Here is a 25,640-nt window from a genome sequence, read left to right as displayed (position 1 = left end):
GAGAGGTCAGAGAGAGGTGAGGGTGGGGGCGGCCGTGCCCGTGCACCAGGCGCGGGCCAGGGACGCGATTTCCGGGACCCCGAAGCCGCCGGTGAGCGGTGAGCGGGCCGCCGTGTCGACGTCCACGCCCCGGAAGCCCGGGTGCTCCGCGACCTCCTCGTACGCCGGGCGGTTCGCCGGGGTCAGCCCGCCCGCCAGCAGGAAAGGCCTGGTCAGGCGGGGCAGCAGGGCCTTCAGGTGTACGGGGTCCAGGGTGTGGCCGGTGCTGCCGATGCGGCCGTCCCCGGTGGCCGCGTCCAGCAGGAAGAGGTCCGTTCCCGCCCTGGCGTACGCGCCCGCCAGCGGGCGTTCCACGCAGCTGCCCGCCTCGTCGACGTGCAGCACCTTCACGATGCCGACCTCGGCGGGCAGTGCCTCACGCAACGCCCGTACGAGGGAAGGCGGTTGGTACGCGTGGAGCTGGACCAGGCCGATGCCGGCCTCCCGTACGATCTCGGCCAGCTCGTCCGGATCGGCGAGGAAGGTGACCAGGACGGGCAGAAGACCGGACGAACGGGCCTGTCCCGCAAGGGAGTTGAGGGTGGGGCGGTCGAGTTCCGACGGACCGCCGGGGACACCGTGCCACAGTCCGACACAGTCCGCCCCGGCGGCCGCCGCCGCCTCGATGTCCTGCGGGGCCGTGGCCCCGCAGACCTTCAGCAGAAGGGGTGGGAGCCGGGTCACTTGCCCAGCCCCAGCATCGAGGCGATGCGGTTGTACTGGATCTCGTTGGTGCCGGAGTAGATGGTGCCTCCGACGGCGTTGCGCACTTCCTGTTCGAGCCCGAACTCCGACATGTAGCCGTGTCCGCCGAAGATCTGGACGGCGGTCAGGCTGGTGGCCAGGTTGCTCTCGCTCGTGACCAGTTTGGAGATGGCGAGGTCCTCGGTGACGTTCTCGCCGGCCTCCAGCTTCTCGCCCGTGTCGTAGAGCCACTTGCGGGCGGTCTCCAGCTGGATCTTGGTGTCGACGATCTTGTTGGCGATCGTCTGGTACGAACCGATCGCCTTCCCGAAGGACTTGCGCGTCTTCGCGTAGTCGACGCACCGGTCCAGCCGGTGCTGCATCTCCCCCACGTTGACGATGAAGGAGAAGAGGATCTCCCGCTTCATCACGTGGTCCAGTACGAGGAACCCGCCGCCGACCCGTCCCAGCACCGCGCTCCTGGGCACCCGTACGTCGTCGAAGAAGAGTTCGCTGAGCGGCGAGGTCCGCAGGCCCATCTTCTTGATGGGCTTGCCCGCGGTCAGGCCGGGGGTGTTCTTGTCCACCAGGAACGCGGTGGTGCCGAGCGGTCCGCCGTCCGGGTGGGTGCGGGCGTAGACCACGATCAGGTCGGCTACGGGTCCGTTGCTGACGAAGACCTTGCTGCCGTTGATGACGAAGTCGTCGCCGTCCCGGACAGCCCGGGTCGTCATGGCCATGGCGTCGGAGCCGCCCTCGGCCTCGGTGATGGCGTGGGCGCCGATCGCCTCGCCCGAGCAGATCAGGGGCAGATAGCGCTCCTTCTGGTCGGTGGTGCCGAACTTCGCGAGCGGGATTCCGGTGGAGCAGATGGAGGTGGTGATGGAGAAGCTGAGGCCCGCGTCCCGGTTGTACTCGCCGAGTCCCTCCAGGACGTACATCGTGGTCAGGATGGACTGGTCGAGGCCGCCGTACTCCTCCGCGAAGGGCAGGGCGAGGATGCCCGTCTTCTGGACGAGCTTCCACTTGTCCTCCGAGAAGGCGGACTTCTCGTCGAGTTCGATGTGGTCTGCGCTGAGTGCGTCTCCCCACCTCTCCAGACTGTCGCGCAGTTCTGCCTGGTCGGTGTTCCAACGGATCACGACGGACCCCTTTGCGTGGATGGGTGGTTCGGGACGGTGAGGTGCGGCCTCATCGGGCGGCCTCAGTAGGCGGAGGAGGTGGCGGCGTCGAGGCTGTGCACCTCGTCGCCGCGCAGGGCCGGCGAGAAGACGCAGACCAGTCGCAGGTCCTCTTCGGGGCTGGCGACCAGGAAGTGGGCGTCGTGCTTGTCGAGGGCGTACATCTTGCCGGGGGTGATCGAGTGCGCGGTGCCGTCGAGTTCGATGACCTCGCCGGAGCCGCCGATGCAGTAGCAGGCCTCCAGGTGGTTGACGTACTCCAGCCGGGACTTGGTGCCTGCGGCGACGACGGTGTCGGTGAGCGAGTAGCCCAGTCCGTCCTCGGCGAGGAGGAAGCGGCGGCTGAGGCCGTTGCCCCACTCGACGGTCTTCACGGACTTGATGTCACGAACGATCATGGCTGTCTCCTGGGGTGTGGTGTGTGGGTGGTACGAGGTGGGTGGTGCGAGGTGGCTGGATGCGACCAACTGGCCTTATCCAGCGGGTAGTTAGGGGCCCTCCGGGGTGACCGAGCGGACGAAGGTCCGGAAGGCCTCGGTCACGTCCCGGCCTGCCTCCTGGGCCGCCTCGATGGCGGCGACGGCGGCGGAGCCGATGATCGCGGCGTCCGCCCCGGCGGCGCCGACGGCCTCGACGTGTGCCCTGGTGCTGACCCCGAAGCCGACGGCGATCGGGGCCTCGGTGTGCTCCCGGAGCTCGGTGACCGTCCGGGCGAGCGCGGCGTGGCCGGCTGCCGGGGCGGTTCCGCTGCGTCCGTAGTGGGCGACGAGGTAGAGGTACGCGGAGGCCTGGGCGGCTGCTTGTGCCTGGGTCTCCTGCGGGCTCTTGGCGTAGCAGGTGGTGACGACGGGGAGTCCGGCCTCGGCGGCCGACTCCAGGTGGGCGGTGCGCAGCCGGGGCGGCAGCGCGTGGACGAGGAGGCCGTCGGCACCTGATGCGGCGATGTCGCGGGTGGCGGCGGCGAGGTCCCGGTGGCCCAGGGAGTACCTCCAGTCGGTGAGCAGGGCGATCCGGGTGTGCGTGAGGTGCGGCCGTACGTCGGCGATGAACGCGAGTACGTCGTCCAGGTCGGCTCCGCCGCGCTCCAGTGCGCGGCTCGCGGAACGTCGTACGACCGCACCGTCGGTGATCGAGTTGGGGAACGGGACGGCCAGTTCGAGGCAGTCCACGCGCTCCTCGTCGAGCATCAGGAGCAGGTCGCGCAGGACCGGGAGCGGCGGGTCGCCGGCGTTGAGGAACAGCGCCAGGCCGGTCCGGCCGGGGGTCCGGCGGGGGAAGAAGGGGGCGGGGGCGGTGGGGGCGGTAGTCCTGTTGACCTCCAGTCGGTTAGGCATGGGCTGCCACCGCCGGCTTCTTCGACGGGGTGACGGGCTTGGGGGCCGAGGGCTTGGCGGCCTCGGCGATCCGGCGGGCCAGGTCGCGGGCGGCGCCGGAGCGGACCGCGTTCTCGGCCAGCGCGACGGCGGAGTGCCAGTCCCTGCGGGTGTCGGTGGCCACCGCGAGGGCGGCAGCGCCGAGGCAGACCGTGCGGGTGGCGACCCGTCCTGCGGTGCCGGAGAGGACGGAGAGGAAGTGGTCGACGGCGCCGGACGGGTCGGCGGCGGGGCGCAGGTCGCCGAACGAGCCGTCGGCGGGGGTGAGTTCGCCGGGACGGATGATCCGGGTGAGGGCGTTGTCGCCGTGGACGGTGTTGGTGGCGAACGGGAGCAGTTCGTCGGCGCCGGTGTCGTTGGTGGTGAGCCAGATCCGGCGGCCGGGGTGGCTCGCGGCCAGGGCGCGCAGGGTGTCCAGCGGGGCCGCTGCCGAGACCCCGGTGACCTGGGCGGTCACCGGCAGGTCGGCGAGGAAGGGGCCCAGCGCGTTCAGGAAGCGGCCGAAGGGCTTCATGCTCAGCGGGGCAACTGTCCTTGCCAGCCGGGTCAGTTGGGCGGGGTAGACGAAGGGTCCGGCGAAGGCGATCCCGTACGTGCCGAGGGTGTCCTCGGTCTGGGCGTACGAGGAGGTGAGACGGACACCGAGCCGCTCCAGCAGGTCGACGGAGCCGAGCGAGCTGGTGTAGGCGCGGGAGCCGGTCTTGACGACCTTGACCCCGGCCGCCGCGGCGACGAACGCCGAGGCGGTGGAGATGTTGAAGGTCCGGGGCCCGCCGCCGGTGCCGACGACGTTCACGGTGCCTTCCCAGGGCGCGGTCACCGGGAGCTCGGGCCGACGCTCGGCGAGCGAGTCCAGCAGGTGGCGCAGGGTCTGATGGTCGGGGATCCGGCTGGTCAGCGAGGCCAGCAGGGCAACGGCCTGGGTCTGGGACTGCTCCAGACTGCCGTCGCCGAGCTGATCCCACCAGGACCGCCAGGTCTCCCGACCAACTGGTGCCTGCTGCCGGAGCAGGCCGGTGAGGGCGTCATGCACGGTCGGACTCCGTCTCGGATGGGGATTGGCGCGGGGGGTGGATCTGGTGGCCCGGTGGGCCTTGTGAGCCCTGCGGTCAGGCCGTGGCGGGGGCCGTTGCGCGGGCTTCGGTGATGAAGGTGTCGATGGAGGCGACGCTGCGGAAGTTGTTCGGGTCGAGGTCGTTGTCGCCGATCGCGACGTCGAAGCGGTCCTCGACCCAGGCGATCAGCTTGAGGACGCCCAGGCTGTCGATGACGCCGTCGTTGAGCAGGTCGTGGTCGGTGGCCAGTTCGCTCGCCGGGGTGCCCGGGAGGAACTCGGAGATGACGAAGTTCTTGATGGTGTCGACGTTGCTCATGACTGGATTCCTTCGGGTGTCGGTACGGAAGTGGAGGGGGTGGCGGCGGCCGTGGTGGTGATCAGCTGGTCGAGGCGGTCGAGTGCCTTGCGGTCGACCTTTCCGGTGGCCGTCTTCGGCAGCGGGGCGTCGATGAGGGTGAGGTGGCCCGGCACGGCTGCCCTGGGCAGGTGCTGGGCGCAGTGCTTGCGCAGCTGGAGGCCGGTGAGGGCGGAGCCGGGGGCCCGCTGGATCCCGGCGACGAGCTTCTTGCCGGCGATCGGGTCGGGCAGGGCGGCCACTCCCGCTTCGAGGACGTCGGGGTGTTCCTGGAGCACCCGCTCGATCTCGGCGGTGTTGACGGCGACGCCCCGGACCTTGACCTGGAAGTCCGTACGTCCGGTGAGGTGCAGGGTGCCGGCCCCGTCGCGCCGTACGAGGTCGCCGGTGCGGAACCAGCGGCGGCCGTCGAGGCCGAGCGGGTGGCCGGTGAACTTGTCGGCGTGCCGGGTGCGGTCGAGGTAGCCGTGGGTCTGGAAGGGCGTGGAGACGTAGAGCTCTCCGCTGCCGGGTCCTTCGACGACTTCCTGGGTGTCGGGGTCCAGAAGGAGGGCGTGCACGCCCGGCAGCGGCTGGCCGATGGGTACGGGCGGGAAGGCCGTCGCGGTGGTGTCGACCTCGTGGATGAAGCTGTCGTTGGTCTCCGTACAGCCGTAGATGTTGTGGATGCGGGCCCGGGGGAAGAGGCCGGGCAGGGCGGCGAAGGTGCGGTCGGGGATGGCGTCGCCGGTGAACATGACGTGCTCGACGCCGGGGAAGACGGTGCCGGTCTTGGCGGCGGCGTCCTGGAGGAGCCCGAAGGCCATCGGGACGGCCTGCATGACGTGCACCTCGTGGCGCTGGAGCAGTTCGCTGAGGTGGCGGCCGTGGGCGGCGAGCGCCGGGTCGACGAGGACGACCCGGCCGCCGTGGGCGAGGGTGGTCCAGACGTCGAGGAGGCAGAGGTCGAAGTTGAGGGGCGCGTAGTTGAGGACGGTCCGGCCGGGGCCTGCCTGGAAGGCGGGGCCCGCCCAGCGGGTGAAGCGGTCCACGGCGTCCATCGCCAGCGGGACGATCTTCGGGAGGCTGGTGGAGCCCGAGGTGGTGAGCAGGAAGGCCACTTCGGCGGCCTCGTCGGCGGGCAGCGGCTGGGCGGTGACGTCCGGGTTGGGCGTCACCCTGGCCGCCTCGCCGCCGGGGGCCAGGACGTGGGCGCAGCCTGCCTGGGCGAACAGGTCGGCGAGCAGGGAGTCTGCGAGGGCGGGCGAGGGGATCATCACCGGCCGCCGGGAGAGCAGGCAGGCCAGGACGAGGGCGACGGCGGCCGGGGACTTGTCGGCGAGGACGCCGACCGGCTCCCCGGGCCCGAGCCGCAGGTGCGCGAGCCGGTCGCGTTCCTGTCCGGCGAGTTCGTAGAGAGCGCGGTAGGTGGTCTCGGTCCCGTTGAAGACGAGGGCGGTGGCGTGCGGCTGGTCGCGCACCTGGGTGAGGAATCCGGCGACGAGGCCGGTGGCGGCGGGCCCGGGAGCGAGGGGCTGCGGTGTGGGGGTCATTGCCGGGCCCCCGTCCGCGGCGGTGCCAGCTCCAGCCAGCCGGACTTCACCGCGGCGCCCTTCGGCGTCTTGCAGGTGAAGCGGACCACCCGGGCCTGCTCGTCGGGCTGGAGGGTGATCTCCAGCGGGGTGTCGGGCGGCACGGGGGCCGAGAAGCGGCAGCCGAGTCCCCGTACGAGGGTGGCGTCGCCGGCCGCGAAGCGGTCCACGGCCTCCTCGACGGCGAGGGCGACGACGCTCATGCCGTGGGCGATGACGGTGTCGAAGCCGGCCGCCCTGGCCGCTTCCGGGTCGAGGTGGATGGGGTTCAGGTCGCCGGAGACGTGGCCGTAGCTGCTGATCCAGTCGGGGGTGAGGGTGTGAGTGGCGGTCTGCGCGGGCGCGGTGCCGGCCGGGGCGGGGGCGGGCGGGCCGCCGGCTATGTCCCCGTACGGTTCGAGCTGGGTGGCGCCGACCAGCAGGGCGGAGATGGTGAGGCGGGCGATGGGGGCGGGGCCGTCCTCGCCGATGAGCTCGACGGTGAGCGCGATGCGGGCGCCGCGGGCCTCCTTGCGGATGCCGGTCACCTCCAGGTTGACCGTCACCTGCTCGTCGGGACGGACCTGGCGCACGATGCGGATGTCCTGGCCGAGGTGGACCACGGAGACGGGACCCGGTTCGGCCTCGGTCAGGGCGGCGACCGTCTGTTCCGCGACGGTGTGGGCGAGTACGAAGGCGTGGACGGGGGACGCCTGGCCGGGGCGGGCGGCGGGCAGACAGTGCCGGGCGACGGTGCGGTAGCCGGTGAGGGCGGGCTCGGTGACGGTGAGGGTACGGACCGGGGAGGGCAGGGCGAGGGTCGTCATACCGGCATCACCACCACGGAGGAGTTGTGGCCGCCGAACCCGAAGGAGTTCGTGAGCGCGGGTCCCTGCGGCACGGCGCGCGGTGCGCCGTGGACGACGTCGATGTCCATTCCTGGCTCCTGCTGTTCGTGGTTGGCGGTGGGAGGTACCTCGCCGTGCCGCACGGCCTGCACGGTGGCGATGAGTTCGACGGCGCCGGCGGCGCCGATGAGGTGCCCGATGACGGATTTCGGGGCGGTGACGGGGGGCTGGGCGGTGCCGAACACCTTGGTGAGGGCGGCGGCTTCGGTGCGGTCGTTGTGGGGTGTGGAGGTGCCGTGGGCGTTGACGTGGGTGATGTCCTCGGGGGCCAGGCCGGCGTCGGCGATGGCGCCCTGCATGGCGGCTGCGGCCATCGAGCCGTCCGGGAGGGGCATCGCGAGGTGGTGGGCGTCGGCGGTGGCGGCATACCCGGCGACCAGTCCGTAGGTGCGGGCGCCGCGTGCCTTGGCGTCGGCGAGGCGTTCCAGGACGACGAATCCGGCGCCCTCGCCCATCACGAACCCGTCGCGGTCCTTGTCGAAGGGGCGCGAGGCGCGGGCGGGGTCGTCGTTGCGCATCGAGACGGCGTTGAGGTTGCCGAAGCCCGCCAGGGTGACCGGGGTGAGGGTGTGTTCGGCGCCGCCCGCGATGACGACGTCGGCGCGGCCGGTCTGGAGCAGCATCATGGCGTGGCCGATGGCGTCGGCGCCGCTGGCGCAGGTGTTGGCGACGGTGAGGGCGGGTCCGGTCCAGCCGAGCCGGATGGCGATGTGGGCTGCGGCGGCGTTGGGCATGGTCATCAGGGGCATCAGCGGGTTGACCCTGGCGGGGCCGCCCTCGGTGAAGTGGGCGGACTCCAGGTCGCTGGTGGCGCGTCCGCCGACGGCGTTGCCGACGACGATGGCGGTGCGGCCGGGTTCGGCGGTGGGTGAGCCGGCGTCGGCGTGGGCGGCGAGGGCGGCGGCCGTTCCGTAGTGGGCGAAGGGGTCCATCCGGCGGGCTTCCTTCGCCGGTACGAGGCCTGCGACGGCCTCCAGGCCGGTGACGCGGCAGCCGATCCGTACGCGGTGGCGGCTCAGGTCGAAGTGGGTGAGGGCGGCGGCGGTGGACCGGCCGGCCCGCAGGGTGTTCCACAGCTCGTCCGGGGTGCACCCGCCGGGGGTGACCACGCCCATGCCGGTGATGGCGATGGGCGGCTGCGCCGAACTGCCCCTGGACTGTCCAGGCATGTCTGCTCCTCGGAAGCTGTCGTCAGGCGTGTGGGCGGCCGGGGCCGTCAGATGATCCGGCACTCGCGGGCGGACTTGATGAAGGCTTCGGCGGCGAAGTCGATGTCGGCCTTGGTGTGCGCGGCGGTGATGGCGATGCGCAGCCGGGCGAGGTCGTTGGGGACGGCGGGGGTGACCACGGGGAGGCCGATCACACCGTTCTTGCGGCAGGTGGTGGCGTAGTCGTAGGCGGCCTCGTCGGATCCGGCGATGACCGGGACCACGGCGGTCTCGCTGTCGACGGTGCTCATGCCGGCCTCGTGCAGGATCCGGCGGAAGCGCTCGGACTCCTTCTGGATGAACTCCACGCGCTCCGGCTCCCGTTGGAGGATCTGGAGGGAGGCCAGCGCGGCGGCGGCCTGGGCCGGGCCGAGGGCGGCGGAGAAGAGGAAGGGGCGGGCCGCGTACTTGAGGTGGTGGATGAGTTCGGCGGAGCCTGCCACCCAGCCGCCCATGGAGGGGATGGCCTTGGAGAGGGTGCCGAGCTTGATGTCGACCTTGGCCTCGTAGTCGAAGTGCTCCTCGATGCCGCGGCCGGTGGCGCCGATGACGCCGAGCGCGTGGGCCTCGTCGACCATCAGCAGCGCGTTGTGCATGTCGCAGACCTTGCGGAGGTCGACGAGGGGGGCGATGTCGCCGTCCATGGAGTAGACGCTGTCGACGATGACCAGGCGGACGCCGGTCTCGGGGGCGGCGGCCAGCCTGCGCTCCAGGTGGCCGACGTCGTTGTGGCGGAAGCGGGTGACGGTGGCGCCGGAGAGGCGGCAGCCGTCGACGATGCTGGCGTGGTCGTACTTGTCGATGAAGACGGTGTCGCCGGGTCCTACGATGCCGCCGACGGTGCCGGTGTTGGCCGCGTAGCCGGAGCCGAAGACCATGGCCTTCTCGCGGCCCGCGAACTTGGCGACCTCGGCCTCCAGTTCCTCGTGCAGCGGGGTGGATCCGGCGAGGGCCCGGACGCCGTGGTTGCCGGTGCCGTAGAGGTCGAGGGCGGCCTTGGCGGCGGAGACCACGCGCTCGTCGCCGGCCAGGCCGAGGTAGCTGTAGCCCGACATCATGAGCAGCCGGCGGCCGTCGAGGTCCGCGTACGCCGAGTTCCGCTCGCAGGTGTACGCCACGAAGCTGTTCTTGCGGTCGGGCTCGTACTCCAGGGAGGCGACCCGGTCGCGGAAGTAGGCGAGCTTCGGCTCCAGGCGGTCCCAGCCAGCGGATGCGTTCACGTTCTTCTCCTCGTCGCGTTTCTCCGGCCTACCCGGAACTCCATCGGCGCCCTGCCGTTTCTCCGGCGGGGCTCTAGTGGAATTCCATTAATGCTCGGGGGGCGCAATAGCGGCGCAACAGCGGGCGCCAATACGGGAATCGAGCGCGGCAGGAGCGCGGCAAGTGCCGGGGAAGTGCGGGGATCCAGTCGTACTGGAAGAGCGGTCAATGGGGCATTTCGCCGTTGACATGCAAAGCGGGCGCAAGGTTATGTACAGAGCGCACGAACTAGACAGACACGGCCGGAATCAGTCCGTTTCGGAGAGTGCAGAATGCTGATCAGACTCGTGGGGATTGTCGCGATCGAGCAGGACGGGGCTCCGCCGCAGCACCTGTCGAGCGCCCAGGCACAAGTGGCGCTCGCCCGGCTCCTGATGGAGCGGGCCGATGGCACCCAGCGCGACCAACTGGCCGAAACCGTATGGCCCGAGGGGCTGCCGGACACCTGGGCCTCCGCGCTGCGGAGTGTGGTGAGCCGGGTCCGCGCCTTCGTCACCACACCGCAGGACCTGCCGGGGGAAACCCCGTTGGTTGCCCAGGGCGGCCGTTATGTGCTGCGGATCCCGGCGCACGCGGTGGTCGACGTGGAGGTCGCGGAGAGCGCGGTGACCGAGGCCGTCGAGGCGTACGGGGCGGGTGCCTTCGCGGTGGCCCGGCAGCTGGCGGCCGGCGCCGTGTCGAATCTGCGCGGTTCGTTCCTGCCCTCGCACGAGGGCGAGTGGGTGGACTCGGTGCGCGAACAGCTGGAGGAACTGCGGCTGAACGCGCTGGAGACCGCGAGCCTCGCGTCCTCGGCGCTGGGCGACGAGCACCACGCGCTGCGCTACGCGGAGGAGGCGGTGCGCCGGGCCCCGTTCCGGGAGAGCGCGTACCGCTGCCGGATGGCGGCGCACACCCGGGCCGGCAACAGGGCGGAGGCGCTGCGCAGTTACCAGCAGTTGCGCGAGGTGCTGGCGGAGGAGCTGGGCATCGACCCGGCGCCGGAGACGGAGGCCGCGTACCTGGAGCTGCTGCGCACGCCGGAGCCGCGGGCCGCGCTGCGTCCGGTGACCGTGCTGGACCCGCTGCTGATGGGCATGTTCGAGGTGGACCGCGGGACGGCGCCGCCCAGGCCGTGTTCGCTGTCGGCCCACGGCTGTGTGACCCATCCGATGCCGGCGCCCCTGTCGGGGTCCGCGCCGGCCCGCTTTCCCGCGAACCCGGCCGCGTAGAGCCGGGAAACGCCAGGAGAAGGCAGCAGGAGAACGACAGCAGACAGCACGAAGCCGCCGCCGGAGAGGGGATCCGGCGGCGGCTTCTGGCGCGTGGTGCCCGCACAGCTCACGCGCATGTACGAGCCCCAGCCGCTACGGGGGGATTGAGCGGCCGGGGCCCGGCAAGGGGGCGGGACGGGAGGGCAGGAGGGCGGGTCAGGTGATGGACACACCACTGTCGATCGAGACCACCTGACCGGTCATGCAGTCCTGGTCGAGGAACAGGCCCGCGCTGCGCGCCACTTCCTCCACCGTGACGAAGCGCGGGATCGGCGCCTTGTCCTCCATGCCCTCGATGACGCGGTCGGGGAGGTCCTGCGTCATCCCGGTGATCATGAATCCGGGCGAGAGCGCGTTCACCGTGACGCCCCGGCGCCCGCATTCGGACGCGAGGGTGCGGGTGAAGCCGATGAGCCCCGCCTTGGAGGCGGAGTACGCCGTCTGCCCGGCCGTCGCGATGATCCCGGACGGGGAGACGATGTTGAGCACCCGGCCCCACCGCTTGCGCAGCATGTAGGGAACGCTGGCGCGGGCGGTGTGGAAGGAGCCGATCAGGTTGGTCTGGATGACCTGGGCCCAGTCGTCCGGGTTCTGCATGGCCATCAGGCCGTCCTTGCGGATGGCCCCGTTGTTGACCAGGACGTCCACCGCGCCGAGTTCGTCGGTGATGGTGGCGTACATGCTCTGTACGGTCTCCCAGGAGCCGACGTCCCCGGTGACCAGCACCGAGGGGTTGGTCAGCTTCTCCTGGAGCGCCTTGGCCGCGTCGACGGAGCTGTTGTAATGGACCGCGACCCGGCAGCCCAGCGAGTCCAGCTCCAGCGCCAGGGCCTGGCCGAGGCCGCCCGAGGCGCCGGTGACCAGCGCTACCGGGGACTCCGGCCGCTGGCCTGCACTGTTCTTGCTCATGCGGCGACACCGCCCCATTCCAGAAGGATCGAACCCCATGTCATACCGGCTCCGAAGCCGGCCAGCAGGACCTTGTCGCCGGACTTGATGCGGCCTTCCTCCAGCGCCTCGGTGAGCGCGATGGGGATCGACGCGGACGCCGTGTTCCCGTACTTCTGGAGGTTGGTGATCAGTGCTTCCTGGCGCAGCCCGGTGTGCGACAGGATCGAGTTGATGATCCGGATGTTCGCCTGGTGCGGTACGACGTGGTCGATGTCGGCCGCGTCGACCTTGGCGTTCTCCAGGGTCTCGCGCACGGTGCGGACCGTGTAGCGGACGGCGTTGAGGTAGATCTCGTTGCCGTTGATCTGTGCGTAGTGCAGGCCGGCCGCCACTGTTTCGGCGGTGGTCGGCATGCGGCTGCCGCCCGCGAGGACCTTGAGGGAGCCGGCGCAGGAGCCGTCGGCGCCGAGGTTCCAGGCCTTGACCCGGTTCTCCGGGCCCGCTTGCAGGACGATCGCGCCCGCACCGTCACCGACGAGGATCGACAGGTCCCGGTCCTCGGGGTTGGCGGTGAGGGTGTGGGTGTCGGAGCCGATCAGCAGGATCGGCCGGGGGTCGATGGCGATGAGCGCCATCGCGGACACCAGCCCGTAGACGAAGCCCGCGCACTCGGAGTTGACGTCGTGCGCGCTCCCCGAGATGCCCAGTTCGTGGTGGACGAAGGCGGAGGTGGCGGGGGACGGCTGCTCGGGCGTCGCGGTGGCGACGATGAGGTGGGCGATGTCGTCGCCGGTCAGACCGGCCTTCTCCAGCGCCCGCCGGCCGGCCTCGACGGCCAGCGAGGCGGTTGTCTGCCCCGGGTCCACCGCTCGCCGCTCGCGGATTCCGCAGCGGCTGACCACCCAGTGCTCGTCGACGCCGAAGCGCTCGGCGAGCTCCGCGCTGGTGACGACGCGTTCGGGTACGGACATGCCCCACCCGGTGATGTCGAAGCCGGACACAGGCCCCTCGCCTACGCGTTCGCCGGGACGAGCGCCACGATCTTCGCGTAGACGTCGCGCAGCGTGGTGGTGTCGTCGAGGTCGGCGAAGAGCGACTCGTCGGCCGGGATGTGCGGGTACTGGTTCTGGAAGCCGTACAGCCACTCCATCAGGTCCAGCGAGTCGACGTCCGCGATGTGCTGGAGCGGGGCGTCGGGCTTGACCTCGGCGGCGCCGGAAACGGCCTCTAGCTGGCTGGCCAGTTCTTCGATGGTGGGCAGCGACATGGGTCGGTCCTCTCTCGGCGGTGCGTCCTGTTTTACCGATGCGATGAAAGCGCCGCCCCCGCAAGGAAGTCGCAAGACGCCCGGGGGATTCCGGTGGGCCGGCCCCGGGATTCCACCTGATCTCGTCCGAAACTCTCCCGGGATTCCTCCCGGCCGTCCCCTCCATTGCGCGAGGGGCGGTGGGCGGCCCGTATTGCGCATTCCTTGCGGGGCATCCGGTTTCCTCGGACGCGAATTGAAGGTACGTGCTGGCCCGCCGGAACAGGAATGAGGATCAGATGACAACGGTCGCGCCCAAGTCGGTGGACCCGGAAGTCGATGCGATCAGGCACCACTACGAAGTCAGCAATGACTTGTACCGGCTGATCCTGGGTCCCTCGATGATGTACTCCGGTGGTTACTGGGAGGACGGCGAGGATCTCAACGAGGCCCTCGACGCGGCCCAGTACCGCAAGCTGGACAAGTTCGCCGAGATCGCGAACGTGCGTCCCGGCGGTGCCAAGCGGGTGCTCGACATCGGCTGCGGCTGGGGCACCATGATCAACCGCGTCACCACCGTGCACGGCGCGGAGGCCGCGGTCGGCCTGACGCTCTCCCGTACGCAGGAGGCGTTCAACGACGCGCTGAACAACCCGCGGATCAAGACGCTGGTGACGAGCTGGGCGGACTACAAGGTCGCCGACGACAGCGAGAAGTACGACGCCGCGTTCTGCATCAACGCCCTGGAGCACTTCGTCTCCTCGAACCTGCCGCCGAAGGAGCGCACCAAGCGCTACCGCTTCTTCTTCCAGCAGATCGCGAACGCCCTCAACCCGGGCGCCAAGTTCGTGCTGCACACCATGACCGCCGAGGCGCTGCCGATGAACCGGGCGCTCCTGGACGACCTGAAGTTCCTCCAGCGCTCGGAGTTCGAGGGCTGCCACATCCCGCACCTGCACGAGCTGACCGCCGCCGCCGAGGGTCTCTTCGAGGTCGACGAGATCGTCAACGAGCGCGAGTCGTTCGCGATGGCCTGCCGCGCCTGGCTGGTCCTGCTGGCGGAGCGCCGGGACGAGGCCGTGGCCATGGAGGGCGAGGAGGTCGTCGCCCGCTTCGAGCGCTACCTGGACATCTTCGCGTACACGCTCGAAGACAAGTTCTTCAACAACTTCCGCGTCACCATCACGCGCCGCTGAGGAGGTTGACGTGACGAGCATTCTCGAACCGGCCAAGGACGGCGGAGCACGCACCACCGCCGATACGGCCCCCGGCGGCCGTGGCCCCACCCGGCATCTGCGGGTCGCGGTCATCGGCACCGGATTCTCGGGCCTGGGCACCGCCGTCCGGCTGCTGCAGTCGGGCATCGACGACTTCCTGGTGTTCGAACGGGCCGACGAGGTCGGCGGCACCTGGCGCGACAACAGCTACCCGGGTTGTGCGTGCGACGTCATGTCACACCTCTACTCGTTCTCGTTCGCCCAGAACCCGAACTGGAAGTCCACCTTCGGCAAGCGCGACGAGCTGTACGCGTATCTGCGCGACACCGCCGACCGCTTCGGGGTGCGCCCGCACATCCGCTTCGGGCACGAGCTGGTCGCCGCCCGCTGGGACGACGGCGAGCGCCACTGGAAGATCGAGACGTCCCAGGGCGACTACACCGCCCAGGTCCTGGTCACCGGCACCGGCTACCTCAGCGAGGCGGCCGTCCCCGACATCAAGGGCCTGAAGGACTTCGAGGGCAAGGTCTTCCACTCCTCGAACTGGGACCACGACCACGAGCTGGCCGGCCGCCGCGTCGCCGTCATCGGTACGGGTGCCTCGGCGATCCAGTTCGTACCCCAGATCCAGCCCGAGGTCGGGCACCTGGACCTCTACCAGCGCACGCCCGCCTGGATCGGCCCCAAGAGCGACAAGCCGACCAGCCCGCTGCAGGCCAAGCTGCTGCGCTCGCTGCCCGGCTACCAGAACTTCCGGCGGAACTTCAACATGTGGGGCCGGGAGTTCCTGGCCTTCGTGATGGCCCGCCCGAAGGTCGCCGGGAAGATGCAGAAGATGGCCAGCGACCATCTGAAGAAGTCGGTCCCGGACGAGGCGCTGCGCGCCAAGCTGACCCCCGACTACGTGATGGCCTGCAAGCGGCTGCTGTTCTCCAACGCCTGGTACCCGGCGATCCAGCAGCCCAACGTGGACCTGGTCACCGACGGCATCCAGGAGGTCCGGGCCAAGTCGATCGTCGGCAAGGACGGGGTGGAGCGCGAGGTCGACACCATCATCCTGGGCACCGGTTTCCAGGCCACCGACCGGCCGGTCGCCCGCCGCATCTGGGGCCGGGACGGGGTGCAGCTGCGCGAGGCGTGGAAGGACGGCATGTCCGCGCACCGCGGCACCACCATCGCCGGCTTCCCGAACCTGTTCATGCTGCTGGGCCCGAACACGACCCTGGGGCACTCCTCGCAGGTCGTGATGATCGAGGCGCAGATCGCCTACGTCCTGGACGCGCTCAAGAAGATCGAGCAGCGGGGCCTGGCGAGCGTCGAGGTTCGGCCGCAGGCGCAGGAGGCGTACAACAAGGCGCTCGACGCCAAGCTGGACGGCACCGTGTGGAACGCGGGCAACTGCCAGAGCTGGTACCTGGACGCCAGTGGCCGCAACCCGTCGATCTGGCCGACGTACACGTGGCGCTTCCGCGCCCAGACCAAGCGCTTCGACCTGAGCGAGTACCAGCTCGCCTCGCAGGTGCGCACCGGCACTCAGGTGCCCCAGTAGGACGCAGCAGGCCATGGGATTCGTGGGACATCAAACGGGAGACGTACGCAGATGAGCATGACCCCGAGAACAGTTGCCGCCCGCCCAGGCGCGGGCACGGTCGCCGAGCCGTCCCGGCGCCGAGTGCTGGGCGGCATCGCGGCCACCGCCGTCGCGGTCGTCGGCTGGAACGCCCTGGACCAGTCGTGGGCCACGGCCGCCGAGCCCGGCGACAGCCGGGCAGCGGTGCCGGTGCCGGTGCTTGACGGCAGCCTGGTGACCACGCCCGCCGTGGTCGACTCCTTCGCCCACGACTTCGGGCACTTCTTCGACGGCGGCGGCAACAAGCCGTGGGCCGTGCTGCGGCCCGGCAGCATCAACGACATCGTCAAGATCGTCAAGTTCGCCAACGCCAACAACATCAAGGTCGCCGTCAACGGCCAGGGCGGCACCGGCACGGACATCGAGTCGCACTCGGTGTACGGCCAGGCGCGGGTGCCGGGCGGCATCTCGATCGACGCCCGGGGCATGTCGAAGATCTGCTCCTTCGGCAACAGCGTCGTCCAGGTCGAGGCGGGGGTGACCTGGGGTCAGCTGACCGAGGCCGCCATCAAGCTCGGCAAGACCCCGCCGGCGCTGCCGGACTACCTGCACCTGTCGATCGGCGGCACGCTGAGCGTCGGCGGCATCGGCGGCACCGTCCACAAGTACGGGCTGATGGTCGACAACGTCGACTCCCTCGACATCGTCACGGGTGACGGCTCGCTGGTCACCGCGTCGCGGCTGATCCGCCCCGACCTGTTCCACGCGGCCCTGGCGGGCGGCGGCCAGGTCGGCATCATCGTCCGGGTCAAGGTGAAGCTGGTGCCCGCGCCGAAGCGTGCGGTCATCTTCACCCTCTACTACGCCGATCTGGAGACGTACCTCGCGGACTCCGAGAAGCTCCTGGCCGAGGGCCGCTTCCAGGTCAACGCGGGCGAGATGGTGCGCACGCCGGACGGTTCGGGCTGGCGCTACAAGATGGAGGCCGGCGCCACCTACAACACCACGGTTCCCGACCGTACGAAGCTGCTGGCCGGACTGAGGGACATCCGGGCCGAGGCGGTCATCGAGGACCACACCTACCGGGACTACATGTTCCGCCTGGACGCCTTCGAGGTGTACCTCAAGGAGACCGGCCACTGGTTCACGCCCAAGCCGTGGCTGAGCATGTTCCTGCCCGCCTCGAAGACCAAGGCGTTCATGCAGCGGGTCGAGCAGGAGCTGACGGCCGATTCGCTCGGCGGCGGATTCCTGCTCTTCTACCCGTACTACACGTCGAAGATCAAGGCACCGCTGGCGGTCCAGCCCAACGAGACCATCGGCTACCTCTTCGACCTGCTGCGCTTCCCCAACCCGGGTGACCCCAACACCACGGCGATGCTCGACCAGAACCGACGCCTGTACGACCTCGCGGTCAGCATGGGCGCCAAGCGCTACCTGGTAGGCGCGATCCCGAACATGACCGTGGCGGACTGGAAGGCCCACTACGGGACCCGCTGGGCGGGCTTCGTGGCGGCGAAGAAGAAGTACGACCCCAAGAACCTCTTCACGCCGGGCCAGAGCATCTTCGCCTGACGGCCCTGACGGCACTGATGGCCGTGACGGCCCTGAGGTACCTGAGGTGACGGCGGCGGGGGGGGGGGGGGGGGGGGGGGGGTCCCCCTCCCCCCCCCCCCCCCCCCCCCCCCCGCCTTTGCCGTTCCTGCTGATTCCACGAATTTCTACGGAGGCTTCGGATGACCACGTACGACCTGATCGACGAGGCGGTGATCGACGCCCCGGCGGACGCCGTCTGGGAGGCACTCGTCTCCGAGTTCCGCGGGGCGAAGGAGTGGTGGGTTCCGGCCAACACCTTCCACGCGGTCTCCGGCGAGCCCGACGAGGTGGGCGGCAGGACGGGGGTGACCGTGCACACCAAGGGCTCCGACAAGGGCGGCCTGAAGCTGCGCTTCACCTCGCGCACGGTGGCGGTCGAGCCGGGCCGCCGGCTGGACATCGAGTACGTCGAGGGCGTCTTCCGGGGCCCGAGCACCTTCCGCCTCGACCCGCTGGAGGACGGCCGCACCCGTCTGTCGATGCACTTCACGGGCACCCCGCACGGCTGGCTGAAGATCCTCGCCAAGGTCGCCGACCTGGGCGCGGAGCACTCCAGGGGCACCCTGGCGGCCTTCGAGTCGCTGAACAGGCGGCTGTCCGCCGCGAAGTCCTCCACGGGCAAGCCCGCCAAGCCCTCGGCGGTGCGGAAGTGACCACCATCCCCGAGCTGACCCACGAGCTGACGGTCCGCACCGACGACGGCGCCGACCTCGCGGTCACGGTGCTGACGCCGCTGGCCGGGCTCTCGGGGGCCTGTGACGTGGTCCTGGTGCACGGCTGGGCACACACCCGCCGCACCTGGGGCACCGTCTCCGACCGGCTGATCAGGGCCGGACACCGGGTCGTGCTGTACGACCAGCGCGGCCACGGCGCCTCCACCCTCGGCCGTACGCCGGTCTCGGTCGAGCGCCTCGGCGCCGACCTGGCGGCGGTGCTGGCCGAGACGGGCGCCCGCGAGGCGGTCGTGGTCGGCCACTCGGGCGGCGGCTTCGCCGCACTCAACTACGCGGCCACCTCGCCATCCGCCGCACGCCTCAAGGGACTTGTGCTCCTGGGCACGGCCGCGCACGGCCAGGACACCCCCGACAGCGAGGTCAAGATGATGGGCGGCGCCCCCTTCTCCTGGGGACTGCGCCGGGGCTGGCTGGGCCGCAAGCTGCTGAGCTCGACGATGGGCAAGGTGGTCGACCCGGTGGTCCGGGACGTCAACCGCCAGATGTTCTCGGCGACCCAGCCCCGGGTGCGGGCGGACTTCTTCCGCTGCACGCGCGGCTGGGACGTGCGCGAGGCCCTCAAGTCCGTCAACGTCCCCGCGGTGGTCCTGCACGGCACGGCGGACAAGGTGATCAGCATCGGACTGGCCGAGATCCTCGCGCAGGTGCTGCCCGGGGCCCGCTTCGAACGGATCGAGGACGCGGGCCACATGCTGCCGCTGGAGCGCCCGTCGGCAGCGGTGTCCGCGGTGGCCGAACTCGCCTCGCGATGAGCCTCGCGATGACCCTCGCGACGCCCCACGCAATGCCCCTCGCGAGGGTGGGAACCGCCGCGCTGATCGGGCGGATACTCCCGCCGGGCGTCACGTCGTCGGAGGTCTTCGACGACGCGGCGCCCGCCCCGCTGTTCCTCGCCGAGGCGGCCCTGATGAGGGGTCGACTGCCGCGCAGGAGGCGGCAGTTCGCTTCGGCACGGGCCTGTGCCCGGCGGTGCCTGGCCGAGCTGGGGCGCTCCCCCGCCCCGCTGCTCCCCGGGCCCGGCGGCGCCCCGCAGTGGCCGGCCGGGGTGGTCGGCAGCATCACGCACTGCGAGGGCTACCGGGCCGCGGTCGTCGCGTCCGCCTCCCGGTACGCCGCGCTGGGCATCGACGCGGAGCCCGCCGGGCCGCTGCCCAAGGGCGTGCTCGGGCTGATCACTTCACCGGCGGAGCGCGCGGAACTGGCGGCGCTGGCGGAGCTGGACCCCGCGGTCCCCTGGGAGCGGGTGTTCTTCTCGGCCAAGGAGGCGGTGTACAAGGCCTGGTACCCGGCGACCGGCATCTGGCTGGGGTTCCGCGACGCCACGCTGTCGCTGGCCATGGACGGCACGTTCACGTCGGAGATCCGCCCGCCGCGCGAAGCCACCGTCGACCCCGCGTACGACGGCCGCTGGCTGGCCGAGGAGGGCCTGGTCCTCACGGCCGTGGCGCGCGTCCGGCCGTAGCGTCCGGCCGTAGCCGGGGTTCAGGCCTTCGGCAGGATGACGGTACGGGGCACGGGCGGGGTCTCGCGCGGGCTGCTCGGCGTCGCGCCCGACCGGTACTCCTGCGGGCTGATGCCCCGTACCCGCTTGAAGGCGCTGGACAGCGCGAACGCCGAGCCGTAGCCCACCCGTCCGGCCACCGAGGCCACCGTGGAGTCGGGTTCGCGCAGCAGGTCGGCGGCGAGTGCCAGCCGCCAGCCCGTGAGGTACGCCATCGGGGGCTCGCCCACCAGGTCGTTGAAGCGGCGCGCCAGCGAGGCGCGCGAGACGCCGACCTTGAGGGCGAGCTCCTCGACGGTCCAGCCGTGGGCCGCGTTCTCGTGCAGCAGCCGCAGCGCGGGACCGACCACCGGGTCGCTCTGCGAGCGGTACCAGGCGGGGGCGCCGCTGCCCGGATCGGCGAGCCAGGTGCGCAGCACCCCGATGAGGAGCAGGTCCAGGAGCCGGTCGAGGACGATCTCCTGGCCCGGTTCGTCGCGGGCCATCTCGGTGGCGAGCAGGGTGATCAGGGTGGTGTCGGCGCCCTCGGAGGGCCGTACCAGGAGGGTCGGCAGGGCGCTCAGCAGCCGGCGGCCGATCTCGCTGGGGGCCTGGTAGGTGCCGCTGAGCATCACGGCCGAGTCGGTCTCCTGGAAGGCCGCGCCCCAGGTCCGTACGCCCAGGGCCATGGCCTCGGTGACGTCCTCGCCGTCCTCGGTGCTGCACCGCTGCTGCGGGCCCACCGTGATCTGGACGGGGGTGTCCAGGGAGTCGGCGACGGTGTACGGGTCGGGGCCGCGCACCACCGCGACGTCGCCGGGGCGGATCGCGGCGGGCGTGCCGTGGTCGGGTATCAGCCAGGCGTCGCCGTGGGCCATGGTGACGATGGAGATGGGCGCGTGGTCCTCGACGCGCAGCGACCAGGGCGGGTTGAACACGGACTTGAGGAGGAAGGCGCCGCGTGCTTTGGGACCTTCCAGCAGGCCGGTGAGGGTGTCCATCGCTCCATCATCCTCGCGAAGTCACGCCGGGTCGTGCCGAGTTACGCTGCCGAGCCCCGGCCGTGCAGGGTCAGTGCGCGGCCCAGGGCGGCGAGGGCCGCCGTGCAGGCCACGGTGCGGATGAGGTTGCCGCTGGTCCAGCGGGAGCCGAACCGGGTGCGGGCGGCGCTCACGTCCGAACCGGCGCGCGCCAGTTGGGTGTTGAGCGGGATGTTGACGGCCGCGGTGACCACGAGCGAGAGCCCGTAGAGCGCGAACGCGGTCCAGCCCCAGCGGGCCGCGTCGGGCCGGCCGCCGCGCTGCTGCTGGACGGCGGCGATGCCGGTGGCGAGGAAGGCGCCGAGGAAGAGGAGGCCGAAGAGGCCGTTGTCGATGGCGTCGTTGATGTTGCGCATGGCGGTGACGTACGTGTGGTCGTCGCCGCGTCCGAGGCCCGGCATCACGGAGATGTCGAAGGCGAAGTAGAGCCCGGCCATCAGTCCGGTGCCGACGGTCGCGGCGACCAGGGTCACGGACTGGGTGGTGGTGGAGCCGGTGGTGGAGCCGGTGACCACTTCGGACACCATGTCGGTCACTTGTGCGTTGCTCACGTCAGGATCCCCCTCAGGGTGCGTTCGTACCGCCTGCGCAGCACCGTCGAGCCGAGGAGCCGGACGGGCGGCGGGATGGTGGCCGAGACGTGGGCCACCGCGCGGCGGTCGGCGCCGTCGAACATCCAGGGCTGGAGGTAGGTCATCACGCGGCGCGGGGCGCTGGAGACGACCTTGCGCTCCTCGGCGAGGTAGGCGCGTTCGCCGAGCCGGTCGAAGACGGGAAAGACGACCTGTTCCTCGTCGCGGAGGTGGTCGTGCAGGATTCCCTCGAAGTGCGCGGCGGCCTGTACGAGGCCGGCGCCGCCGTGCTGGACGGCCGAGGAGACGGCTGCCATGGCGCGGTCGAGTTCGTCGTGGTCGTCGTGGAGTTCGCGGGCCTGGGCGTCGAAGTCGGCGTCGCGGCGGCGCAGGCCGGGCCACAGGACGTCGTCCTCGCTGGTGTGGTGCCATTCGATGACTTCGCGGAAGCGCTGCCACCACTCGTTTCCGGTGCCCTGCCAGTGGGGGGCGGCGGTGCGCAGCCGGGCCGCGTCGCGCCGCATGGCGATGTGCATCAGGGCGAAGCCGTGGAAGTGCGGGGGGAGGTGGTGCAGTCCCTGTTCGCTGGACCAGGTCTTCGGAGTGGGCATGGGACGAACGCCTCCTGCCGGGTTGGTGCTGCTTGGTGCTGCTTGGTGCTGCTTGGTGCTGATGCCCGTCTACCGGTCGGGCGGCGGCCGTACCAGAGTCGCCGCCCAACCGGTCAGGGTCTCAAGGGGTGTTGCGGTGTGCCGTACTCGTACGGTCAGACGTTCCAGACACCGGTCTTGGCGGCGTCGCGGGCGTAGTCGGCGAAGTCCTTGGGCTTGCGGCCCAGGGCCTCCTCGACACCGTGCACGATGTGCGCGTTGCGGCCGTCGAGGAGCAGCGCGAACAGGTCGGCGAACTCCTCGGGGAGGCCGTTCTCCTTGAGCACCGCGCGGTACTGCGCGTCGGTGACCGGGATGAACTTGATGTCGCGGCCGGTGGCGCGGGACAGTTCGTCGGCCACGTCGCTGTAGCTGAGCAGGCGCGGGCCCGACACCTCGTAGGTCTTGCCGACATGCTTGTCCTCGGTCAGTGCGGCCACCGCGACGTCGGCGATGTCGTCGGCGTCGACGAAGGCCTCGACGGCGTCGCCGGTCGGCAGCGCGATCTCACCGGAGAGGACGGGCTCCAGGAAGAAGCTCTCGTCGAAGTTCTGGTTGAACCAGGCGGCCCGGATGACGGTCCACTCGGCGCCGGACTCCTTGAGCTTGTTCTCGGCGACCTCGGCGGCCTCCTCGCCACGGCCGGAGAGCAGCACCAGCCGGCGGGCGCCGGCGGCGACGGCGGCCTTGGAGAAGGCGCCGACCTGGTCGGACGCACCCGGGAAGGCGAGGTCGGGGTAGTAGGTGACGTACACGCGGTCGACACCGGCAAGTGCGGCGTCCCAGGTGGACGGGTCGTTCCACTCGAAGGGCGGCTCACCATTGCGCGAACCGATCCGGACCTGACGGCCCTGCGCGGAGAGCTTCTCGGCAACTCGGCGTCCGGTCTTGCCGGTTCCGCCGATGACGAGGGTGGTCTGCGTGTTCTGCGCGTTCTGAGTCATGAGTACAGTCAAGTCCAGTCTCGCGAGACGGGCCATAGCCACAAAGCTCAGTTCCATACGCGTCCGTCTAAGGATGCGCGGTTGTGGAGAGTGCGGCAGTGGCATGAGCCCGAGAAGCGTGGCATCTGCGGGCGGGTCGTGTCACAGCCTCTCCACCCGTCCTGGATCCCGCGTGGACCGACTCTTGAGTCTTGCTGGAGTATGTTCCGGTGCGCCGCGCCCGAAAGCGCATTCTTGCGCCAAGTCCCGTGATTGCACCAGGACTTGAGCGGTACTCCGCCCTCACGCGCCACCATCGGCCTCCGGGGGCACCGCACGCACACCGCGACTCGCCCCCGCACCGACGTCGTACCGACCCGCACCGACCCCGTACCGACCCGAGGGCCCGGGAGGCCGCATGAACCCCGCTCCTGAGCAGCCTGAGCAGCTGGAGCAGCCGGAGCTCGACCGACTGTCCGGTGACCTGGCCTCGATGCTCGGCCGGATCGGGCTCGACCCGGCCGGTGAGCGGCCGGAGCGACGGGACCGCGTCGACGCCCGTTTCGCGGCGGTGGCCGCCCGCCACCCGGACCGCATCGCCGCACAGGACGCGGAGGACCAGGCGACGTACCTGGAACTCGAACTGCTGGCCGACGACATCGCCCGCCGCCTCTCGGGCCGTACGGGCGCCGGCAGTGCGGTGGCGGTACGGGCCACCCGCTCGTGCACGATGGCGGGCGCGGTGCTGGGAGTACTGCGCTCGGGCGCGGCGGTACTCCCGCTGGAACCCGGCCACAACCCGGGCCTCCAGGAGTTCCTGATGCGGGACGCGGGCGCCGAGATGGTCGTCTCGGACAGTGGACTGCTGCGGGACGAGGTCCCGATGGCGAAGGTGGGCCGGTACGTCATCGGCGCACGCCCCGCCGCACGACTACGGCGCGAACTCCCCCTGAACTCGGCCTTCATGGCGATGCCGGAACCCGGCAGCAACCCGGGTCGGGCGGCGGGCGTGCACCCGGTCTCCCATCTGGACGTGCTGTCGTGGCTGGATTCGGTGCTCCCGCTGCTGGACGCGGGCCCCGACGACGTATGGACGTACTTCCACTCCATGAGCCTGGACCTGGGCATGCGAGAGATGTGGGGACCCCTCCTGTCGGGCGGCCGGTCGACGGTCGTGGACCGCGCCACGGCCTCCGACGCCACCGCGTTCGCGAGCTTGCTCGCGGACCAGAAGGTGACGGTCCTGACCCAACTCCCCTCGGCCCTCGCCCGGTTCACGGCCGGAGCCCCTGTCGGCACTTCCCTCCCCAGCCTGCGCCACGTACTGCTGTCGCACGAGCCGGTGGGGGCCTCGCTCCTTGCGCCATGGCGGGCGACGGGAATGGCACCGCAGGCCGTCGTACGAGAGGTCACGGGGTCACCGAAGATCCTGTGAGCCCCTCTCACCCCGAAGGCAGGCCAGCCCCCGGCATCTCCCCTTCCGGCCGGGGCCGGAGCCGTTGCTGCCGACTTGTCGGCAGGGGAGACCCGCACGCCGAGGTCCTGGCCCGCTGGGAGGCCATCAACCACGCCCGTACGGTCGCTCAGCAGGACGCGGTGACGTTGCCGCAGTAGATCCAGCCGTAGACGGTCTTGGGATAGTTGTTCCCGAAGATGTACTGGACGTAGTACCAGCGGTTGCCGGAGCTGTTGTAGGCGTAGTGGCTCCAGTACACGGTGGAGCCGGCGTCGGTCCGGTAGACCACGTCGCACGAGGCGGCGTAGCACTTCCTGATCGGTGCGGAGCTGGGCGTCCTGGTCGGGGTCCAGGCGGCGGCCGAAATCTCGCCACTCCCACCGGAGTTGCTCTTCTCCGCTGCGGCGGCGGGGTTGGCGGCGAGACCAGTGGCGAGTGCGGCGGTGACTCCTGCGAGTGCGAGCATGCGTCGGATTCGCATGGCGTTCCTCCCCTTGTCGGTGGGCCGAGCGTGGGGCGGACCGACCTGCGGCGGCAAGGGCTTCGGCTGTCCCGGAGCTGTCCGACCCCTGTCCCAGACAGCCCCGGACCACCCCGGACCGCTCACCCGGACCGCTCACCCAGCCACGGGCACACACTCCTCCAGCAGGTCCAGTACGTCGCGCCAGGCCCGCTCCGCGTGGAGGGGGTGGTGGCCGACGCCGGGCCGTACGGCCTGGTCGACCGGAGGGTGGTGGAAGGCATGCTGGGCACCGCCGTAAACAGTGAGACGCCAGTCCACCCCCGCTTCCTGCAACTCGGCGGTGAAAGCGGCCTGTTGCTCGGCCGACATGATCGGATCCTCCGACCCGACACCCGCCCACACCGGACAGCCGATGCGAGCCGCCTCCCCCGGGCGGCTGCCCGGGATCGTCGCGTTGACGGTGCCGATGGCACGCAGATCGACACCGTCCCGGCCGAGTTCGAGGGCGATGGCGCCGCCGGTGCCGTAGCCGATGGCGGCGATGCGGTCGGGGTCGGTACGGGGCTCGGCGAGCAGGACATCGAGCGCGGCGTGCCCGATCTCGCGCATCCGGCCAGGGTCGGCGAGCAGGGGCAGGGCGTGGTCCAGCATTTCCTGGATGTCGCTGAACCAGCGCCCGCCGTTGATGTCGAAGGCCAACGCCACGTACCCCAACTCGGCGAGCGCGTCGGCACGTTGACGCTGGAAGTCGTTCAGCCCCGTCCCTTCGGGCCCGATCAGGACCGCAGGCCGCCGCCCGGTCCCGGCCGGAAGCGCCAGGCGTCCGATCATGGTCAGTCCGTCGGCCGGGTACTCGACCGTGCGTGTGGTGATGGTCGTCGTCATACGGTCCGACGGTAACGATCACCGACCGGAAACGGACCGGTGTTCACCT

Annotated in this window: 27 protein-coding genes; 8 read left to right on the top strand and 19 right to left on the bottom strand. The window is 70.8% G+C overall.

Features of this window, described 5'->3' with window-relative positions:
* Positions 1 to 6: 6 nt before the first annotated feature.
* The 10 genes from ACZ5PB_RS30490 to ACZ5PB_RS30445 all read right to left on the bottom strand — a co-directional run bounded on the left by ACZ5PB_RS30490 (position 7) and on the right by ACZ5PB_RS30445 (position 9,575).
* On the bottom strand, positions 7 to 723 hold the full coding sequence (locus ACZ5PB_RS30490; RefSeq protein ID WP_468695573.1) for a phosphoribosylanthranilate isomerase: 717 nt from the start codon (positions 721 to 723) through the stop codon (positions 7 to 9).
* Positions 720 to 1,865: an acyl-CoA dehydrogenase family protein gene (locus ACZ5PB_RS30485; RefSeq protein ID WP_468695571.1), complete on the bottom strand. Its 1,146-nt coding sequence runs from the start codon at positions 1,863 to 1,865 to the stop codon at positions 720 to 722. Before ACZ5PB_RS30485 ends, ACZ5PB_RS30490 begins: the two co-directional genes overlap by 4 nt.
* Positions 1,866 to 1,927: 62 nt before the next feature.
* On the bottom strand, positions 1,928 to 2,302 hold the full coding sequence (locus ACZ5PB_RS30480; RefSeq protein WP_468695569.1) for an ectoine synthase: 375 nt from the start codon (positions 2,300 to 2,302) through the stop codon (positions 1,928 to 1,930).
* Positions 2,303 to 2,392: 90 nt separating this feature from the next.
* Positions 2,393 to 3,238, bottom strand: a complete 846-nt coding sequence (gene trpA, locus ACZ5PB_RS30475) for a tryptophan synthase subunit alpha (RefSeq protein ID WP_468695568.1) — start codon at positions 3,236 to 3,238, stop codon at positions 2,393 to 2,395.
* Complete coding sequence (locus ACZ5PB_RS30470) at positions 3,231 to 4,310, bottom strand: hypothetical protein (RefSeq protein ID WP_468695566.1); 1,080 nt, start codon at positions 4,308 to 4,310, stop codon at positions 3,231 to 3,233. The genes trpA and ACZ5PB_RS30470 overlap by 8 nt, the downstream gene beginning before the upstream one ends.
* A 76-nt stretch (positions 4,311 to 4,386) precedes the next feature.
* Positions 4,387 to 4,650: an acyl carrier protein gene (locus ACZ5PB_RS30465; protein WP_468695564.1), complete on the bottom strand. Its 264-nt coding sequence runs from the start codon at positions 4,648 to 4,650 to the stop codon at positions 4,387 to 4,389.
* Positions 4,647 to 6,221, bottom strand: coding sequence for an AMP-binding protein (locus ACZ5PB_RS30460; protein WP_468695563.1), 1,575 nt, complete (start codon positions 6,219 to 6,221; stop codon positions 4,647 to 4,649). The genes ACZ5PB_RS30465 and ACZ5PB_RS30460 overlap by 4 nt, the downstream gene beginning before the upstream one ends.
* Positions 6,218 to 7,066 carry a MaoC/PaaZ C-terminal domain-containing protein gene (locus tag ACZ5PB_RS30455; protein WP_468695561.1) on the bottom strand — a complete coding sequence of 283 codons (849 nt, stop codon included), beginning with the start codon at positions 7,064 to 7,066 and terminating at the stop codon, positions 6,218 to 6,220. Before ACZ5PB_RS30455 ends, ACZ5PB_RS30460 begins: the two co-directional genes overlap by 4 nt.
* Positions 7,063 to 8,316: a beta-ketoacyl-[acyl-carrier-protein] synthase family protein gene (locus tag ACZ5PB_RS30450; RefSeq protein WP_468695559.1), complete on the bottom strand. Its 1,254-nt coding sequence runs from the start codon at positions 8,314 to 8,316 to the stop codon at positions 7,063 to 7,065. Before ACZ5PB_RS30450 ends, ACZ5PB_RS30455 begins: the two co-directional genes overlap by 4 nt.
* A 47-nt stretch (positions 8,317 to 8,363) precedes the next feature.
* Positions 8,364 to 9,575: an aminotransferase class I/II-fold pyridoxal phosphate-dependent enzyme gene (locus tag ACZ5PB_RS30445; RefSeq protein ID WP_468695557.1), complete on the bottom strand. Its 1,212-nt coding sequence runs from the start codon at positions 9,573 to 9,575 to the stop codon at positions 8,364 to 8,366.
* 312 nt (positions 9,576 to 9,887) lie between these two features.
* Between ACZ5PB_RS30445 and ACZ5PB_RS30440 the strand changes: the two genes are divergently transcribed.
* The gene (locus ACZ5PB_RS30440) at positions 9,888 to 10,826 is read left to right on the top strand and encodes an AfsR/SARP family transcriptional regulator (RefSeq protein ID WP_468695556.1); all 939 of its coding nucleotides are present in this window, start codon (positions 9,888 to 9,890) and stop codon (positions 10,824 to 10,826) included.
* Positions 10,827 to 11,024: 198 nt separating this feature from the next.
* Here the strand turns inward: ACZ5PB_RS30440 and ACZ5PB_RS30435 are convergent, their stop codons facing one another.
* The 3 genes from ACZ5PB_RS30435 to ACZ5PB_RS30425 are packed head-to-tail and all read right to left on the bottom strand — an operon-like array spanning position 11,025 to position 13,026.
* On the bottom strand, positions 11,025 to 11,777 hold the full coding sequence (locus ACZ5PB_RS30435; RefSeq protein ID WP_468695554.1) for an SDR family NAD(P)-dependent oxidoreductase: 753 nt from the start codon (positions 11,775 to 11,777) through the stop codon (positions 11,025 to 11,027).
* Positions 11,774 to 12,760: a 3-oxoacyl-ACP synthase III family protein gene (locus ACZ5PB_RS30430; protein WP_468695553.1), complete on the bottom strand. Its 987-nt coding sequence runs from the start codon at positions 12,758 to 12,760 to the stop codon at positions 11,774 to 11,776. Before ACZ5PB_RS30430 ends, ACZ5PB_RS30435 begins: the two co-directional genes overlap by 4 nt.
* An 11-nt stretch (positions 12,761 to 12,771) precedes the next feature.
* A complete protein-coding gene (locus tag ACZ5PB_RS30425; protein WP_468695552.1) occupies positions 12,772 to 13,026 on the bottom strand; it encodes a hypothetical protein in 255 nt (84 codons plus the stop codon).
* Positions 13,027 to 13,304: 278 nt separating this feature from the next.
* On the opposite strand from ACZ5PB_RS30425, the gene ACZ5PB_RS30420 reads away from it, so the two are divergent.
* The 6 genes from ACZ5PB_RS30420 (at position 13,305) to ACZ5PB_RS30395 (ending at position 19,584) form a co-directional block, all read left to right on the top strand.
* Positions 13,305 to 14,201 (top strand): class I SAM-dependent methyltransferase, encoded by an 897-nt coding sequence (locus ACZ5PB_RS30420; protein WP_468695551.1) that lies wholly within the window; start codon positions 13,305 to 13,307, stop codon positions 14,199 to 14,201.
* 10 nt (positions 14,202 to 14,211) lie between these two features.
* Complete coding sequence (locus tag ACZ5PB_RS30415) at positions 14,212 to 15,771, top strand: flavin-containing monooxygenase (protein WP_468695549.1); 1,560 nt, start codon at positions 14,212 to 14,214, stop codon at positions 15,769 to 15,771.
* A gap of 57 nt (positions 15,772 to 15,828) precedes the next feature.
* Entirely contained in the window at positions 15,829 to 17,367 is a 1,539-nt protein-coding gene (locus ACZ5PB_RS30410; protein ID WP_468695547.1) for an FAD-binding protein, read from the top strand.
* Positions 17,368 to 17,528: 161 nt separating this feature from the next.
* Positions 17,529 to 18,041, top strand: coding sequence for an SRPBCC family protein (locus tag ACZ5PB_RS30405; protein ID WP_468695545.1), 513 nt, complete (start codon positions 17,529 to 17,531; stop codon positions 18,039 to 18,041).
* Positions 18,038 to 18,874, top strand: coding sequence for an alpha/beta fold hydrolase (locus ACZ5PB_RS30400; protein ID WP_468695543.1), 837 nt, complete (start codon positions 18,038 to 18,040; stop codon positions 18,872 to 18,874). The genes ACZ5PB_RS30405 and ACZ5PB_RS30400 overlap by 4 nt, the downstream gene beginning before the upstream one ends.
* A gap of 32 nt (positions 18,875 to 18,906) precedes the next feature.
* Positions 18,907 to 19,584 carry a 4'-phosphopantetheinyl transferase family protein gene (locus ACZ5PB_RS30395; RefSeq protein WP_468695542.1) on the top strand — a complete coding sequence of 226 codons (678 nt, stop codon included), beginning with the start codon at positions 18,907 to 18,909 and terminating at the stop codon, positions 19,582 to 19,584.
* A gap of 20 nt (positions 19,585 to 19,604) precedes the next feature.
* Here the strand turns inward: ACZ5PB_RS30395 and ACZ5PB_RS30390 are convergent, their stop codons facing one another.
* The 4 genes from ACZ5PB_RS30390 to ACZ5PB_RS30375 form a co-directional block, all read right to left on the bottom strand.
* Positions 19,605 to 20,603, bottom strand: coding sequence for an AraC family transcriptional regulator (locus ACZ5PB_RS30390; RefSeq protein WP_468695541.1), 999 nt, complete (start codon positions 20,601 to 20,603; stop codon positions 19,605 to 19,607).
* Between the two features lie 41 nt (positions 20,604 to 20,644).
* The gene (locus tag ACZ5PB_RS30385; protein WP_468695539.1) at positions 20,645 to 21,193 is read right to left on the bottom strand and encodes an anthrone oxygenase family protein; all 549 of its coding nucleotides are present in this window, start codon (positions 21,191 to 21,193) and stop codon (positions 20,645 to 20,647) included.
* Positions 21,190 to 21,825 (bottom strand): hemerythrin domain-containing protein, encoded by a 636-nt coding sequence (locus ACZ5PB_RS30380; RefSeq protein ID WP_468695537.1) that lies wholly within the window; start codon positions 21,823 to 21,825, stop codon positions 21,190 to 21,192. Before ACZ5PB_RS30380 ends, ACZ5PB_RS30385 begins: the two co-directional genes overlap by 4 nt.
* Positions 21,826 to 21,980: 155 nt before the next feature.
* Complete coding sequence (locus tag ACZ5PB_RS30375) at positions 21,981 to 22,808, bottom strand: NAD(P)H-binding protein (RefSeq protein WP_468695536.1); 828 nt, start codon at positions 22,806 to 22,808, stop codon at positions 21,981 to 21,983.
* Positions 22,809 to 23,205: 397 nt separating this feature from the next.
* On the opposite strand from ACZ5PB_RS30375, the gene ACZ5PB_RS30370 reads away from it, so the two are divergent.
* Entirely contained in the window at positions 23,206 to 24,222 is a 1,017-nt protein-coding gene (locus tag ACZ5PB_RS30370; protein ID WP_468695535.1) for an AMP-binding protein, read from the top strand.
* 148 nt (positions 24,223 to 24,370) lie between these two features.
* On the opposite strand, the gene ACZ5PB_RS30365 is transcribed toward ACZ5PB_RS30370, so the two are convergent.
* Complete coding sequence (locus ACZ5PB_RS30365) at positions 24,371 to 24,724, bottom strand: hypothetical protein (protein WP_468695534.1); 354 nt, start codon at positions 24,722 to 24,724, stop codon at positions 24,371 to 24,373.
* 135 nt (positions 24,725 to 24,859) lie between these two features.
* A complete protein-coding gene (locus ACZ5PB_RS30360; RefSeq protein ID WP_468695533.1) occupies positions 24,860 to 25,591 on the bottom strand; it encodes a dienelactone hydrolase family protein in 732 nt (243 codons plus the stop codon).
* Positions 25,592 to 25,640 lie beyond the last annotated feature (49 nt).

It is taken from the genome of Streptomyces sp. NPDC032721 (assembly GCF_055579625.1).
Note: the sequence above shows the minus strand (reverse complement) of the source record. Positions and strands in the feature narration are given on the sequence as shown.